Raw genomic sequence first — 15,104 nt, 5'->3', positions numbered from 1 at the left:
CGTCAGCTTCCTCGATTGGTGACGTGGCATTAACGCCACGTCGGAGCAAGCTACTCCGGCTCGATGGGCAACAGACACGCACTTGCATGAATTGACGGAGATGCGAGCAGTTGGGCTCCCCCGTTTGGGCGAGATCGAGCCTTCCGTCGGCTCTCCACATAGAATCGCCGCCATGTCGAATGCCGCCGCGCCGCAGGCTCCCGCTCCGCAGGTGATGCTCGGGATGAAAATGCCCGACGTGGGCGTCTGGTCGCCGCGCGTGACCGTCGCGCTCGGGCAGAACCCGAGCATGTTCACCGGCCCGGGCACGAACGCGTACCTCGTGGGCACGGGGAAAGCGCGGCTGCTGATCGACCCCGGGCAAGGCGAAGAGAAGTTCCTGCCGGTGCTCGAGCAGGCGATGCAGCGCAGCGGCTGCGAGCGCATCGCCGAGATCGTGTGCACGCACGGCCACCCCGATCACATCGGCGGCGTGCGCTCGGTGATGTCACGCTTCGGGAAGTTGCGCGTGCGCAAGATGCCTAGCGCTCTCTTCGATGGGCCCTACGGCGACCTCGCGCTCGAGCCGCTCGCTCCGGGCGACATCGTGCGCGCCGAGGGCGCCACGCTGCGCGCGATTCACGCGCCGGGCCACGCTCCGGACCACCTCAACTTCATCCTCGAAGAAGAGCGCGCGCTGTTCAGCGGCGACAATGTGTTAGGGGTCGGAACGACCGTCATCCCCGCCGAGAGCGGCGACCTCGGCGACTACATGCGCTCGCTCGACCGCCTGCTCGCGGAAGAGCCGCGCCGCATCTACCCGGCGCACGGGCCGGTGATCGAGCACGGCGCCGCGAAGCTGCGCGAGTACATCGCGCATCGCGGCGAGCGCGAGGGGCAGATTCTCGACGCGCTGGAGCGCGGGCCGTCGCGCGCTATGGAGATCGTGCAGGTCGTGTACGCGGCGTATCCGGCGGCGCTGCACGCAGCGGCGGCGCAGTCGGTGATCCAGCATCTGCGCAAGCTCGTGCGCGAGAAGCGCGCCTCGCGCGACGGCGCCGCGAGCGACCTCGACGCGAAGTGGCAGCGGGTGTGACGCACCCGGTCTTGTTAGGGCTCGCCAGCGCGGATCCGAACGAGCGGCGCGCGGCCTGCATCGCGGCCGCGAGCGACCCGGCGGCGACGCTCTTCACCGAGGCGCTGTGCGCGGCGCTCGGCGATCCCGTGAAGGCGGTCTCGCGCGCGGCCTCGGACGCGCTCGTCGAGATCGGCCGCAAGCACGGCGACGTCGACCCCGGCCTGCGCGCCGCGCTGCACGGCAACGAGCCCGCGCGCCGCTTCGCCGCGGCGTTCACGCTCGCGCGCATCGCGCCTCCCGGACCTCGGCTTCTGCCCGCGCTGGTGGAAGCGCTCGGCAGCCCCGACGGCGACGTGCGCTGGGCAGCGGCGCGCCTCTTGGTCGATGCGGGCCGCGTGCACGGCGAAGTCTTCCCGCTCCTCACGGGCCTCGCGCGCACGGGCGAGAGCCCGCTCGTGCGCCGCATGGCGACCTTCGCGCTGCGGGAGCTCGCGCCCGAGCGCCCCGAGGCCGCCGACGCGCTGCTCGAAGCGGCGCGCGACCGCGACGTGCACGTGCGCCGCGCCGCGCTCACCGCGATGGCTGCGCTCTGGAGCCCGCCCGCGCGAGTGGGCGGGCAGCTCGTGCGCGTGCTCGCGAGCGATGCCGACGCGGCCTCGCGGCGCCTCGCGGCGCTGGCGCTCGGTGAGCTCGGCGCGCGTGACCCGCGGTGCATCCCGCCCGATGCGCGCGACCAACTCGAAGCCGCGGCCGCTGCCAAGAACGCCGACGCGGACCTGCGCCGCGCGGCGGAGCGCGCGCTCGCGCGGCTCGCTGCGGGAGACCGAGGCGCGGGGCGCACGTAGGCGAACGGCACGCGGGGCCTCGCGTGCGTGCGCCTTCGTCCGCTATCGCCCGCTCACGCCGAACGAGGTGCACATGCAGAAGTCCGAGTTCTACCGCGAAGCCCGCAGCGACATCGCGGGGCCGCTCGCTGGGGTGCGCATCGTCGAGTTCACGACGACTTGGGCCGGGCCGATGGCGGGCTGCATCCTCGCCGACTTCGGCGCCGACGTGATCAAGGTCGAGCATCCCGCAGGTGAAGTCGCGCGGCGCTCGCCGCCGCTGCTCCCGGGCACGAACCCGCCCGTGTCGTTCATGCAGGCCACGCTGAACCGTAACAAGCGCAGCCTCACGCTCGATCTGCACGCACCGCGCGGGCGCGAGATCTTCCTCGACCTGTGCGGGCGCTCCGACATCGTGATCGAGAACTTCCGCCCCGGTGCGCTCGATGGCTGGGGCGTGGGCTACCGCGAGCTGCGCGCGCGCAAGCACGACCTGATCCTCGTCTCGATCAGCGGCTTCGGGCAGTACGGCCGCGATCACGACCGCGCCGGCTACGACCCACTCGCGCAGGCGGCGAGCGGCTTCATCTCGCTGAACGGCTCGCCCGACGGCGAGCCGGTGAAGGCTCCGACGTTCATCGGCGACGACTTGTCAGGGCTCCACGCCGCACTCGGCGCGATGGCCGCGCTGCGCCACCGCGATCGCACCGGCGAGGGACAGCACGTCGACATCTCGCTGCTCGACTCGATCCTCTTCCAGAGCACGGGCTACTTGACGCTCGGTGCGATGGACGTGGAGCTGCCGCGGCTCGGCAACCAGTTCCGCATCGCCGCGCCTGCGAACGTCTACAAGTGCCGCGACGGCAGCGCGATGGTGGGCGTGCTCGTCGACGCGCACTGGAAGCGTCTCGCGCGCGTACTCGGTCGCCCCGAGCTCGCGGACGACCCGGGCTACGCGACCACGGCGGCGCGTCTCGCGCGGCGCGCGCAGGTCGACGCGCTCGTGGCGGACTGGATGGCAGAGCGCACCGTCGCCGAGGCCGAAGCTGCGCTGCTCGCCGAGGGCCTGCCGATCGCGCCGGTGCGCACCTACGCGGAAGCGGCGCGCGACCCGCACGTCGCGGACCGCGAGATGCTCCAGGCCACGACGGTCGAGGGGAACCCGCGCATCCCCGTCGTCGGCCCCGCCGCGAAGTTCTCGCGCACGCCGGTGCGCGTGCGCAGCGGCGCGCCAGCCATCGGCGCGCACAACGAGGAGATTCTCGCGGAGCTCGGCGTCGATGCGAGCGAGCGCGCAGAGCTGAAGAAGAGCGGCGTGGTTTGAGCGCGCACCGCAGCCGAGGTGTCTGACGCCCGCGCTGCGGCTTCTCGCAGCGAAGGTCTCCGACTCCGGCGCTGCGATCTTCCGTAGCGCCGGCATCAGACACCTTCGTGACGATTCGCGCCGCGCCTCTAGGCCCCTTTCGCGCCCTGCCATATGCTGCGCGCCTTCGCTTTCTCACACGCCACAGGAGGGTTTCATGGCGCAGCTGAAGGGCAGCAAGACGCACGACAATCTCAAGCACGCATTCGCGGGCGAGTCGCAGGCCAACCGCCGCTACCTCTACTTCGCGAAGCAGGCGGACATCGAGGGTTACCCCGACGTCGGCGGTCTGTTCCGCGACACCGCCGAGGCCGAGACGGGCCACGCGCACGGCCACCTCGACTACCTGAAGCAGGCGGGCGACCCGGCCACGGACAAGCCGATCGGCTCGACCGACAAGAACCTCGTCGCGGCCGTCGCGGGCGAAACCTACGAGTACACCGAGATGTACCCGGGCTTCGCCAAGACCGCGCGCGGCGAAGGCTTTGGCGATGTCGCGGACTGGTTCGAGACGCTCGCGAAGGCCGAGAAGTCCCACGCGGGCCGCTTCCAGAAGGCGCTCGACGGACTCGAGAAGCTCTAGCAAGCGAAGCTCGCACAGCTGCCTCGATGTGCTCGGACCTTCGCTGTGCGGTGATCGCGCACTCGAGGTTGGGCTGCTCGAGGCGGCCTCGTTCCAAGCAGGGGTGAGGTTCCTGGTGAGCCTCACCCCTGCTTTTCTCTCGCTGTCGTTCTCCTAACAACCCGGAGCCGCCGTTGAAAGTCGATCTCCCCGAACGCCCGAGCACCTCGCTTTCCTACGACGACCCCGACTTCGCCGATCTGGCGAAGGTCGAGAAGGAGCTGCGCCGCGCGGGCGAGGTGTGCCACCAGTGCCGCCGCTGTCTGCCGCTTTGCCCCTCGTTTCCGAAGCTTTTCGACCTGATCGACGCGACCGAGCACGAGATCGCCGGCGTCACGATGGCCGGCTTCGATGCGGTGAACGAGCTCTGTTACCACTGCAAGCTCTGTTACAACCACTGCCCCTACACGCCGACCACGCCGCACGAGTGGGACATCGACTTCCCCTTGCTGATGCGCCGCCACCAGCAGGCCCGCGCGAAGCGCGACGGCGTACCGCTCGCGCGCAAGCTCACGACGCAGACTGACCTGTTAGGGAAAGTCGCCTCGCTCGCGCCGCCGCTGATGAACTTCGCCAACACGAACCGGCTCTCGCGCATCGCGATGGAGAAGACCGTCGGCATCCACCGCGACTGGGTGCAGCCGAGCTACTACTTCGAGACCGCCGACCGCTGGTGGAAGCGCCGCGGCGGCGCGAAGGGCTCGGGCGAGAACGGGCGCGCCGTGTTGTTCACGACCTGCTTCGTGAACTACAGCGACCCGGTCGCCGCGCGCAGCGCGGTCGCCGTGCTCGAGCACTCGGGCGTACGCGTCGACGTCGCCTACGAGCGCTGCTGCGGCATGCCGTTCACCGACGTGGGCGACCTCGACAGCGCGCGGCGCAACGCGGCGCAGAACGTCGCGGACTTGCTGCCGCTCGTGGAGGCGGGCGCCACGATCGTCGCGCCTGGCCCTTCCTGCTCGCTGATGCTCAAGCACGAGTACCCGAAGCTCGTTCCGGGCGACGCCGCGCAGAGAGTCGCGGCCGCGACGCGCGATCTGATGGAGTACGTGGTCGAGCTCGCGCGCGCGAAGAAGCTGAAGCGCGACTTCCAGCACAAGCTCGGCCACGTCGCCTACCACGCGCCGTGCCATCTGCGCGCGCAGAACATCGGCTTCCGTTCGCGCGACGTGCTGAGGCTCGTCGCCGACGAGGTCACGCTGATCGACGCCTGCTCGGGCGTGGACGGAACGTGGGGCATGCAGGCGAAGTTCCACGACGCCTCGCTGCAGGTGGCGAAGAAGCTGCTCGACACGCTCGGCGCGAGCGGTGCCGAGCACTTCGCGACGGATTGCCCCCTCTCCGGCCTGCGCATCGAGGAAGGCCTGCACAAGAAGGCCGTGCATCCGATCGTGTTGTTACGACACGCCTACGGGATCGCCGCCGAATGAACCCGCTCACGCCCGCCGACATCCCGCCGCTCGACGCGTTCGAGGCGATCCGCGACGAGCTGCGCGCGCGCGTGATCGCGCACAAGCAGCCACGCCGCGTTGCGGTGGGCGATCGCGTCACGCTTCTGTTCGAGGACCGCGAGACGCTGCGCTGGCAGATCCTCGAGATGTGCCGCGTCGAGCGCACGCGCGACGCGACTGCGATCGCGCAGGAAGTGGCGGTCTACAACGAGCTGATCCCCGCCGCGGGCGAGCTCAGCGCGACGATGTTCATCGAGATCACCGAGCAGGCGAAGATCCGCAGCGAGCTCGACAAGCTGGTCGGCATCGACGAGTGCGTCGCGCTGCGCGTCGGCGCCCACGACGTGCGCGGCGAGTTCGACACGCGCCAGCTCGACGAGGACCGCATCTCGGCCGTGCACTACCTGCGCTTCCGCCTCGCGCCCGAAGCCGTCGCAGCGTTCCGCGATGCAGCGACACCCGTGAGCTTGCGCGTCGACCACCGCGCGTGTCAGGCCGACACACCGCTCTCGCCCGAGACGCGCGCGAGCTTGCTCGTCGACCTCACGGGCGACCCTGCCCCGCTGCTCGACTTCGCGCGCGCCGCAGCCTCGGCGCCCCGCGACCGCGTGCTCGAGGAGCGCACGCACTTCCGCGTGGTCGCGCCCGCGCGCCCGCAGGCGCCCGGCAGCCTGCGCGTCGAAGCGCGCGATGCGAACGCGCCCGGCTTCGCCGCGACGCCACCTGCGCAGCTCGCCGAGGCGATGGCCCTCGCGCAGAAGTGCGCGAGCGAGATCGCGCGCGCAGGAGGCGCCGCGCGCATCGTGATCGACGCGAGCGCCGCGCCGCTGCGCATCGAGGTCGTGCGCCTCGCGTGAGCGCGGAGGCGTCGCCGTGATCGAGCTCTTCGGCAGCTCGCTCTCCCCTTACGTGCGCAAAGTCGTGCTCGTGCTCGAGCACAAGCGCATCCCGTACGAGCAGGATCCGCTCTCGCCCGTGGTGAACCCGAGCGAGGAGTTCCTGCGCATCAGCCCGCTGCGCAAGATCCCGGTGCTGCGCGACGGCGACTTCGTGCTGCCCGATTCGAGCGTGATCTGCCGCTACCTCGAGGACGCCCACCCCGAGCCCGCGCTGTATCCACACGACGTTCGGAAGCGCGCGTTCGCGTGCTGGCTGGAAGAGCTCTCGGACTCGAAGCTCGCGCTATCGCTCGCTGCCATCGCCGGCGAGCGGCTGTTCAAGCCCGTGTTCATGAAGCAGCCGACGGACGAAGCCAACGTCGCGCGCGTCGTGCGCGAAGAGCTCCCCGAGCCGCTCGCGTACCTCGAATCCGTCGCGCCGCGCGACGGCTACTTCTGCGGCGAGCTCTCGATTGCCGACCTGTCGCTCGCCGCCGCCTTCACGAACGCGCGCTACGCCGGCTACGCGCCCGACGCGAGCGCGCATCCGAAGCTGCGCGCCCTGCTCGAGCACGTGTGGGCGACGCCACTCTTCTCCGCGCAACTCGCGCGCGAGCGCGCCGCGTATCCGGCGCTGTTCCCGAGCGCGGGCTGACACCGCACTACTGAATCCGCGCGCGCCCGCCGAAGCCTTCCTCGTAGGTGTGGAAGAAGGCGAGCTCTTCCTCGGGCCAGGTCCAGCAGTAATAACCCGCGCCAGAATCGAAATCGACGAGCCAAAGCCCCTTCACGTCCGCCCCGAGCGCCTCAATCTCGCGCGCCCAGCGCTGCACCGCCTCCTGCACGCGCTCCTCGGCCTCCGCGCGCGTCGCGCCCGGTCGCAGCGCATCCCGCTCCGCCTCGAGTCGCTCCACTTCCTCGACCGCACGCGCCGTGCGCGAACGCACGTCCGGAATCATCTCCCGCGCCGCCTCGAGGCTCCATTGCTTCTTCATAGGCATTCCCCAACAACACGATCAAAGAGCCAACGACTCGCAGGCTACGAGAAGAAGAGTGAAGCAGCCGCGGCTCAATGCCGCGGCTGCTTCATCCGCCTCCCAACCCACGATCGAGGCTGACCCGAGCAAGGAGCGAGGGGTGGGACGGCGGGGTCTGAGGCGAGGAGCCGGCTACCGGCAGAAGCAGCCGCACGGCTCGCAGCAGGGACACACGTCGGGCGCCCGCGGGCGCCCAAGTCTCCAGCCAACCGGCGACGCACCTCGCTGCATCACCCACTCGAACGCCCGCAGCCCTCCTGCCCGCACGGCACAGTGATTAGGCCCGCAGCCGAACGGCCCCCCTCCCACCCCGAGCGGAGCCGGTGCAAGAGAGCTTCCTCCGGCTCTGCGGCGGAGAGTCTTCGATTCCGCCGCCTCCTACTCAGAGGACGACGTATTTTTTTTCGCCCCCGACTCCGCCGCCCGCTGCACCATCCACGTCAGCACGCGATTCCCCTTCGCGCCCCCGAGCACCGCCTTCAGGTCCGCGTAGGCCGTCGGATCGTTCACGAGCAGCCCGAGCGTGCCCTCGCCCTCGTCCACCTTCGCGAGCACCGACTCGAGCCGAACCCCCGCCTTCTCCACGCTCGCCGCCGCCGACAGCGCATCCTCGATCACGCCGCGATCGCCGACCGGCTCGTAGATCAGGCCGTGCAGAATCCCGTCGCCCGTCTCCACCTGCTCGATCACTTTGCGCAGGCTCGCGATCGAAGCCTCCGCGTCGGAAAGCGCGCTGCCCTGGTACGGGTCGTAGATCAGCGTGTGCAGCATCCCGTCGCCCGACTGGATCTCCCGAACGATCTCGCTGAGCCCCGCAGCCGAGTCCGCGAGCTTGGCGCCGCCCGTGCCCTTGTCGAAGTCGGTCACGACCTTGTTCAAGTTCTGCGCGAGCGTCGCGATGTTGTCGATGGCCTCGGTGCCGCGCACCACCGCCATGTTCAGATCGAGCGGGCTGACGCTTGCGATCTCGGCGCCGTCGGGCAGCACCTTGCCGGAGTCGGTGCCGATCGAGAGAGAGACGTACTTGTCCCCTAACAAGCCCACCGTGCCGATGCCCGCGACGGAATCGCTGCGGATCAGCGGCTGCACCTCGGTCGTGAGCTGCATGATCACGCGCACCGGCGGGCGCCCTTCCTTCGCCGGCGCGAACGAGACCGACTCGATCGTGCCCACGTCCTTGCCCGCGAGCCGCACCGCGCCGCCGGAGACGAGGCCCTGCACGTCCTCGAAGTAGGTCGTGAGGCGGTAGCGCTCCGCGAGCAGGCCTTGGTCCGCGCCGAGGTTCCAGAGCGCGAAGCCCGCGAACGCGAGCGCGCCGAGCACGAACAGGCCGACGACGAGGCTGAGGCGGCCGCGATCATCCATGGTGTCTTCCTCCGGACGTGGCGGGCGCGGGCGGATCCGCGCCCTCGATGAATTCGCGCAGGTCGGCGTTGCCCGACCCGCGCACGGATTGCGCCGGGCCGTCCACGACGATGCGGCCCAGCTTCAGCAGCGCCACGCGATCCGCGATCGCGAAGGCGAGCTCGAGATCGTGCGTGACGACGACGCTCGTGACCGAGAGCTCGCGCTGGAGGCGCTGGATCAGCTCGCCGACGCGGCGCGAGTTCGCGGGATCGAGGCCCGTGGTCGGCTCGTCGTAGAGGATGATCTTCGGCGCCAGCGCGATCGCGCGCGCGACGCCGACGCGCTTGCGCATCCCGCCTGATAACTCCGCGGGCAGCAGCTTCTCGGCGCCCGTGAGGCCGACGTTGTCGAGGCACCACGCGACGCGCTCGCCCACGCGCTCCTCGTCCCAGCGCTCGTGCTCGCGGATCGTGTACGCGACGTTCTCGTAGACCGAGAGCGAGTCGAACAACGCGGCGCTCTGGAACACCATGCCGAAGTCGCGTCGCACCTCGACCCAGGCGCGCTCCGAGATGCGCGTCACGTCGCGCCCGAGCACGCGGATCACCCCCGCGTCGGCCCGTAACAACCCGATCATGTGCTTCATGCACACGCTCTTGCCCGAGCCCGAGCCGCCGAGGATCACGGTGGTTTCGCCCGCGCCGATCGAGAGATCGACGCCGCGCAGCACGGGCTTCCCGGCGAACGCCTTCGTCACGCCGCGCAGCTCGATCGCGGGAGCTCGCGGCTCGCCCGCGCTCATCGCAGCGCCTCGATCGCGCGCATGAACAGGCGCTCGGTCGGCACGAGCATGAACAGCTTGGTGAGGAAGAAGTCGCTGATCAGCACGCCGATCGAGGAGATCACGACGGCCTGCGTGGTCGCGCGGCCGACACCCGCGGTGCCGCCCGTCGTGCGCAGGCCGACGAAGGCGCCCACCATGCCGATCCACCAGCCGAAGAAGAACGTCTTCAGCACGCCCGAGAAGAAGTCGCCGAGCTCGACGCTGCTGACGACGGTTTGGCGGTAGAAGCTCGGCGCGATCGCGAACTGCAGATCGGCCACGAGCATGCCGCCGGCGATGCCGAGCACGATCGCCATGCACGTGAGGAGCGGGAGCCCGAGCGTCGTCGCGATCACGCGCGGTAGCGCGAGCTTCTGCGCGGGGTCGGCGCCCATCGCGCGAATCGCGTCGACCTGCTCCGTCACCGCCATCGAGCCGAGCTCGGAGGCGATGCCCGCGCCGACGCGCCCGCCGACCATGAGCGCGGCGAGCACGGGTCCGAGCTCGCGCACGATCGAGAGCCCGACGATCGAGCCGACGTACGGCTTCGCGCCGAAGCGCGTGAGCGCGAAGGCCGCCTGCAGCGCGAGCACCATGCCGGTGAAGATCGCGGTGATGATCACGATCGGCGTCGAGCGCACCGCGATCGCGTCGAACTGCGCGAGCGTGTCGCGGAACGGGAAGCGCGGGCGCAGGAACGCGCGCGCGGTCTCGAGTCCCAACAAGAGGAAGTCGCCCGCCGCCGCGACGGCACCGAGCACGCGCGCGCCGAGCTTCCCGACCGGCACGAGCGGCGTGTTCATTGCGAAGGCTCCGTCTCCGCGAAGCCGTGCACCCACGCCTCGAACGCTTCGAGGTGATGCAGCTCGCCGTGCGGCACGACGAGCATCCAGTAGTCCTCGCAGCGCTCCGCCACGCGCGCGATCGTCGCGACGCGCAGGCTCGTCGCACCTTCTTGTGCGCGCCCGAGGTGCCGGTGCGCCGGCTCGCCCGCCACCTCGAGGGCGGCGTTCTCTTCGACTTGCGCGCCCGGCAGCGCGATCCAGAGCGCGCGCCCCAATGCCTTCGGGTTCGCACGGGCGCGGCGGCAGTCGCGCAGCCACGACGCGTGCGAGCCGTCCACGTGGCGATACGCGAGCGACGCGTCGGGCGCGCTCTCCGCGCGCCAGCCCGGCTCGAGCGCCGCGAGGTCGCCGATCGATCCGCCCAGCTCACCGTGCACGAAGCGCCCGTCCGGCCACTTCGGCCCCGAGGCGCACGCTGCGAACACGAGCGCCCCCAGCGCGAACCCCACGCGCGCCCAGCTCTGCCAGCGCCCCGTTCCCCCTCGGTACGCCATCTCGCGCACCGTACTCGCAGCGCGCGGCGCGTGCGAGGTAGGCACGCGCCTAAGCGATCTGCTCGATGAGCATCGCGGCCTCGCCCCAGCTTGCGACCACGCGCTCCGCGCCATGCGCGAGTAAGTCGCTCGCGATCGCGGGCGTCATGTGGCCGCCGCCCGCGAAGCCCCACACGCGCATGCCGGCCGCGCGCGCGGCGCGCACGCCGTTCACGCTGTCCTCGAACACGACGCAGCGTGCGGGCGCGACGCCGAGCGAGCGCGCCGTGTGCGCGAACAGATCGGGCCAGGGCTTCCCGCGCGCGACGAGGTCCGCGGAGTACACGTGCGGATCGAACAGCGCGAGCAGGCCCGTGCGATCGAGCTTCCCGCGCAGGCTCGCAGAAGAGCTCGAGCTCGCGACGGCGCGCTGGCCGCGAACGGCGGACACGGCGCGCTGGGCGCCGTCGATCGCGCGCAGGCGGTCGCTCTCCATGGCGGCGCGATAGCGCGCGTTGCTGACCGCCCGGAACTCAGTCATGCGCTCCCGCAGCGAAGGCGCTGCGCGTCCGACCGCCGCGAACCAGTCCACCTCGTTCAGCCCCAAGCAGAGCTGCGCGTACTCCGCCGGGTCGATCGCGACGCCGAACTCGCGCAGCGTCGCGTGCTCGATCTCGAGCGCGAGCACCTCGGAATCGACCAGCACGCCGTCGCAATCGAAGATCACCGCGTCCATCCGCGCACCTTAATCGCTCGCACCACCGCCGGCATTCCTTGACGCCCCGCGCGCCGCCGCCTACCTCGCGCGCGATGTCGTCCTCATCGCCCGAGCTGGTGCTGGCGAGCGCGTCGCCGCGGCGGCGCATGCTGCTCGCGGAGGCGGGCGTTCGCTTCACCGTGCTGCCCGCGGACATCGACGAGACGGCGCGCGCCGGCGAGCACCCGCGCGAGCTCGTGCTGCGCCTCGCGCGCGAGAAGGCGCAAGCAGTCGCCGCGAAGCTCGGCCCCACCCCGCGCCGGCTCGTGCTCGGCTCGGACACCATCGTGGTGATCGGCGAGGACGTGCTCGGCAAGCCGCGTGACCCGGAGCACGCAGTCGAGCTGTTGGGGCGGATCCTCGGCCGCACGCACACCGTCTTCACCGGCGTCGCGCTGGTCGACACCGCGGACGCGACGGCGCGCAGCGCTTGCGTGGCGAGCGACGTCGTGATGCGCGCCGCGAGCGAGACCGAGGTGCGCGCCTACGTCGCGGGCGGCGAGCCGCTCGACAAGGCGGGCGCCTACGCGCTGCAGGGCGAGGGGCGCAAGTTCGTGACGCGCGTGATCGGCAGCGAGACGTGTGTGATCGGCCTGCCGATGGACGAGACGCTCGCGCTGCTGCGCGAGGCCGGCTTCGCGGTGCGCGCGTGAGCGAGATCGCCGCACGACTCGCGGCGCTGCGCGAGCGTATCGAGACCGCAGCCAAGCGCGCGGGCCGCGATCCGCGCGAGCTGACACTCATCGGTGTCGCGAAGAAGCACGGCGCGGAGGCCGTCGCCGAAGCCGTCGCCGCGGGCGTGCACGACATCGGCGAGAACTTCGCGCAGGAGGCGCGCGAGAAGATCCCCCTCGTGCACGAGCTGCTCGCCGCGCGCGGCATCGAGCCGCCGCGCTGGCACTTCCTCGGCCAGCTGCAGCGCAACAAGGCGCGCCTCGTCGTGCCGCTGTTCGACTGCGTGCAGACCGTGGATCGCCTCGACCTCGCGCAGGAGCTCTCGCGACGAGCGCAGGCCGCGGGGAAGAGGCTCGCGGTGACGCTGCAAGTGAACGTCGACGCCGAGCCGCAGAAAGGCGGCTGCGAGCCGGGCGAGCTGCGCGCGCTGCTCGATGCCGTGCGCGCCCTGCCCTCGCTCGAAGTGCGCGGCCTGATGGCGATCCCGGAGCCGGTCGCCGACATGCGCCCCGCGTTCGCGCGGCTGCGCACGCTGCGCGACGAGCTCTCGCGCGTGAGCGGCGCCGAGTGTTCCATGCTCTCGATGGGCATGTCCGACGACTTCGAGAGCGCGATCGCCGAGGGCGCGACGCACGTGCGCATCGGCACCGCCCTGTTCGGATCCCGAGGAGCTACGCAATGACTGCTTCCGCACTCGCCTCCGCCTCGATCGGCCTGCTCGGCGGCGGCGCCATGGGCGAGGCGCTCGCCGCGGGCGTGCTCGCCGCCGGCGTCCCCGCGAGCCGCGTGTGCGCCGCCGACCCCGAAGCCGCGCGCCGCGACCACCTCGCGCGCGCGCTCGGCGTCCGCGTGAGCGCGAGCAACGCCGACGCCGCCGCGAGCGACCTGGTCGTGATCGCCGTGAAGCCCGGCCTCGTGAAGAGCGTGCTCGCCGCGCTCGGCGGCCCTAACAACACCGCGCTCGCGAAGCCGCTCTGGGTCTCGATCGCCGCCGGCGTCTCCATCGCCGCGATCGAGAGCGCGCTCCCCGCCGGCACGCGCGTCGTGCGCGCCATGCCGAACACGCCCGCGCTCGTGCGCGCCGGCGCCACCGCCTACACGCCGAACGCCGCGTGCAGCGCCTCTGACCGCGCGCTCGCGCACGCGCTCTTCGCCGGCGTCGGCCTCGCCTGGGAGTGCCCGAGCGAATCGCTCCTCGACGCCGTCACGGGTCTCAGCGGCAGCGGCCCCGCCTACGTCTTCGTGCTCCTCGAAGCCCTCAGCGACGCCGGCGTGCGCATGGGTCTCCCCCGCGACGCTGCAAGCGCGCTCGCAACGCAGACGGTGTTAGGCAGCGCCAAGCTCGCGCAGGAGACGAAGCGCCACCCCGCCTCGCTGAAAGACCAAGTCACGTCGCCGGGCGGCACCACGATCGCGGGGCTGGAGCGACTAGAGGCCGGAGGGTTCCGGGCAGCGGTGCACGAGGCGGTGGCGGCGGCGACGAGGAGAAGTCGGGAGTTGGGGGCGTGAGTCACGGGAGCAGAGGAGTGGAACTCGGCACGCGGCTCGCTGGCATCCGAGCGATCCTGATGGCTCATTGGGAGGCCGGCCGGACCCTGCCCTCAGCTGTCGTTGGTTCTGAGCGCGAAGTTCTCGTGCGGGAATTTCTTTCCCAGGTCTTCCCGACGCCCTATCGATTCGGAACCGGGGCGGTGGTCGACGGCTTCGGCGCAAGCTCAGGTCAGGTGGACATTGTCGTTGAGTTCCCGTTCCTCCCGAGCTTTCCCGCTCCCGGTACGCCCGATCGGTTGTATCTCGTCGAATCGGTAGCCCTAGTGATTGAAGTGAAGTCGGACATCGCCAAGCAGTGGGACCAAGTCCGGAAGACCACCGCCGGAGTGAAGCTTCTCAAGCGCGTTTGGCATGGACACGAAGCCATCGGACCGAGCGGAGCCAAGGAGGCCGTTGCGTCTTCGCTCTCGCGGACTCCAGTTCTGGCAGTCGGTTACCGCGGACCGTCCGACGAAAATGACATCTGTCGACGGCTGGCAGAGACACCCGGCACCGACCGCCCAGATGGGGTGCTCGTGATCGACTCGTGTGCGTACTCGGGGTGCGAACTAAACCCAAGTAGCGTCGCCGCACGTGGCGCGGCCGGACTGCTTTCGTTCGCAAATGACGTCGCATGGCTTGCTCGGAACGTCCAGTGGGCGGCCCCCGACACGTCTACGTACCTCGAACGGTTGTGAAGCTGGCCAAGGGACGCCCTCAAGCCCCCTCCCTTCCGCGCCGACAAGTTGCCCATTCCTGAGTGCGCACGTCGCGCGCAGGTTGGAGGCACCGGTGCGTCTCACGTCGCTCGACACTCGCAGCCAGCGCTTCGCGTCGCGGCTGCGCGGCGTGGATGGCGGCGAGGTGGAGAACTTCCTGCACCTCGTGAGCGAGGACTACGCGGCGCTGTCGAAGGAGCGCGACCAGCTCGCGGAGCGGGTGCGCGAGCTCGAGGAGCGCGTCGAGGAGCTGCAGGGGACGGAGCGGCTGATGCGCGACACGCTGGTGACGGCGCAGTCGCTCGCGGCGGACTTGAAGCAGACCGCGATTCGCGAGAGCGAGGTGCGCGTGTCCGAGGCCGAGGTGATGGCGGAGAAGCTGCTCGACGCCGCGCATCGCCGGGCCGCGAAGCTCGCCGACGACGTGCGTGAGCTGCGCGCGCTGCGCAGCCGCCTCGCGCAGGCGCTGCGGCAGACGGTCTAGACGCACCTCGCGCTGATCGACACGATCCAGGAAGCGGCGGACGACGATGCGGGCGAGAAGGCTGAGGACACGCACCCGCTCCTGCGCCCTAAGAGCCTATCCGAAAACCGCCCAGGGTGTTAATGATTGACAAGCCGTGACCCTCCGACTGGCGACCGGGGGTGAAGTGTCTGCACGAGGGAAGGCTCACCGGGGCTGGCGGATTCCCGACGAGCTGTG

Annotated in this window: 18 protein-coding genes; 12 read left to right on the top strand and 6 right to left on the bottom strand. The window is 70.8% G+C overall.

Annotated elements, in window-relative coordinates; genetic code table 11:
* Positions 1–172 precede the first annotated feature (172 nt).
* The 7 genes from FJ091_11625 (at position 173) to FJ091_11595 (ending at position 6,850) form a co-directional block, all read left to right on the top strand.
* Entirely contained in the window at positions 173–1,075 is a 903-nt protein-coding gene (locus FJ091_11625) for an MBL fold metallo-hydrolase (protein ID MBM4384007.1), read from the top strand.
* Positions 1,072–1,902: a HEAT repeat domain-containing protein gene (locus tag FJ091_11620; protein MBM4384006.1), complete on the top strand. Its 831-nt coding sequence runs from the start codon at positions 1,072–1,074 to the stop codon at positions 1,900–1,902. The genes FJ091_11625 and FJ091_11620 overlap by 4 nt, the downstream gene beginning before the upstream one ends.
* Before the next feature lie 73 nt (positions 1,903–1,975).
* The gene (locus tag FJ091_11615) at positions 1,976–3,205 is read left to right on the top strand and encodes a CoA transferase (protein MBM4384005.1); all 1,230 of its coding nucleotides are present in this window, start codon (positions 1,976–1,978) and stop codon (positions 3,203–3,205) included.
* 196 nt (positions 3,206–3,401) lie between these two features.
* Complete coding sequence (locus tag FJ091_11610; protein ID MBM4384004.1) at positions 3,402–3,827, top strand: rubrerythrin family protein; 426 nt, start codon at positions 3,402–3,404, stop codon at positions 3,825–3,827.
* A gap of 173 nt (positions 3,828–4,000) precedes the next feature.
* Complete coding sequence (locus FJ091_11605; GenBank protein ID MBM4384003.1) at positions 4,001–5,296, top strand: hypothetical protein; 1,296 nt, start codon at positions 4,001–4,003, stop codon at positions 5,294–5,296.
* Positions 5,293–6,174 carry a DUF3501 family protein gene (locus FJ091_11600; protein MBM4384002.1) on the top strand — a complete coding sequence of 294 codons (882 nt, stop codon included), beginning with the start codon at positions 5,293–5,295 and terminating at the stop codon, positions 6,172–6,174. Before FJ091_11605 ends, FJ091_11600 begins: the two co-directional genes overlap by 4 nt.
* A 16-nt stretch (positions 6,175–6,190) precedes the next feature.
* Positions 6,191–6,850 carry a glutathione S-transferase family protein gene (locus FJ091_11595; protein ID MBM4384001.1) on the top strand — a complete coding sequence of 220 codons (660 nt, stop codon included), beginning with the start codon at positions 6,191–6,193 and terminating at the stop codon, positions 6,848–6,850.
* 7 nt (positions 6,851–6,857) lie between these two features.
* Here FJ091_11595 and FJ091_11590 read toward each other — a convergent pair whose 3' ends face one another.
* The 6 genes from FJ091_11590 to FJ091_11565 all read right to left on the bottom strand — a co-directional run bounded on the left by FJ091_11590 (position 6,858) and on the right by FJ091_11565 (position 11,456).
* Positions 6,858–7,190 (bottom strand): DUF2203 family protein, encoded by a 333-nt coding sequence (locus FJ091_11590; GenBank protein ID MBM4384000.1) that lies wholly within the window; start codon positions 7,188–7,190, stop codon positions 6,858–6,860.
* Positions 7,191–7,610: 420 nt separating this feature from the next.
* Entirely contained in the window at positions 7,611–8,597 is a 987-nt protein-coding gene (locus FJ091_11585; protein MBM4383999.1) for an MCE family protein, read from the bottom strand.
* Positions 8,590–9,381 (bottom strand): ABC transporter ATP-binding protein, encoded by a 792-nt coding sequence (locus FJ091_11580; protein ID MBM4383998.1) that lies wholly within the window; start codon positions 9,379–9,381, stop codon positions 8,590–8,592. Before FJ091_11580 ends, FJ091_11585 begins: the two co-directional genes overlap by 8 nt.
* Positions 9,378–10,205, bottom strand: coding sequence for an ABC transporter permease (locus FJ091_11575; GenBank protein ID MBM4383997.1), 828 nt, complete (start codon positions 10,203–10,205; stop codon positions 9,378–9,380). The genes FJ091_11580 and FJ091_11575 overlap by 4 nt, the downstream gene beginning before the upstream one ends.
* Entirely contained in the window at positions 10,202–10,786 is a 585-nt protein-coding gene (locus FJ091_11570) for a hypothetical protein (GenBank protein MBM4383996.1), read from the bottom strand. The genes FJ091_11575 and FJ091_11570 overlap by 4 nt, the downstream gene beginning before the upstream one ends.
* Before the next feature lie 4 nt (positions 10,787–10,790).
* On the bottom strand, positions 10,791–11,456 hold the full coding sequence (locus FJ091_11565; GenBank protein ID MBM4383995.1) for an HAD family phosphatase: 666 nt from the start codon (positions 11,454–11,456) through the stop codon (positions 10,791–10,793).
* A gap of 74 nt (positions 11,457–11,530) precedes the next feature.
* On the opposite strand from FJ091_11565, the gene maf reads away from it, so the two are divergent.
* The 5 genes from maf to FJ091_11540 all read left to right on the top strand — a co-directional run bounded on the left by maf (position 11,531) and on the right by FJ091_11540 (position 14,885).
* Positions 11,531–12,130: a septum formation inhibitor Maf gene (maf, locus tag FJ091_11560; GenBank protein ID MBM4383994.1), complete on the top strand. Its 600-nt coding sequence runs from the start codon at positions 11,531–11,533 to the stop codon at positions 12,128–12,130.
* Positions 12,127–12,834, top strand: a complete 708-nt coding sequence (locus FJ091_11555) for a YggS family pyridoxal phosphate-dependent enzyme (GenBank protein MBM4383993.1) — start codon at positions 12,127–12,129, stop codon at positions 12,832–12,834. Before maf ends, FJ091_11555 begins: the two co-directional genes overlap by 4 nt.
* Positions 12,831–13,661 (top strand): pyrroline-5-carboxylate reductase, encoded by an 831-nt coding sequence (gene proC / locus FJ091_11550; GenBank protein ID MBM4383992.1) that lies wholly within the window; start codon positions 12,831–12,833, stop codon positions 13,659–13,661. Before FJ091_11555 ends, proC begins: the two co-directional genes overlap by 4 nt.
* 17 nt (positions 13,662–13,678) lie before the next feature.
* A complete protein-coding gene (locus FJ091_11545) occupies positions 13,679–14,380 on the top strand; it encodes a hypothetical protein (protein MBM4383991.1) in 702 nt (233 codons plus the stop codon).
* 94 nt (positions 14,381–14,474) lie between these two features.
* Entirely contained in the window at positions 14,475–14,885 is a 411-nt protein-coding gene (locus FJ091_11540; GenBank protein MBM4383990.1) for a DivIVA domain-containing protein, read from the top strand.
* Positions 14,886–15,104: the final 219 nt, after the last annotated feature.

Source organism: Deltaproteobacteria bacterium, from assembly GCA_016875395.1.
Classification (GTDB): Bacteria; Myxococcota_A; UBA9160; order UBA9160; family UBA6930; genus VGRF01.
The sequence above is the reverse complement of the archived record's forward strand: the minus strand, read 5'-3'. Positions and strand labels throughout refer to the sequence as shown.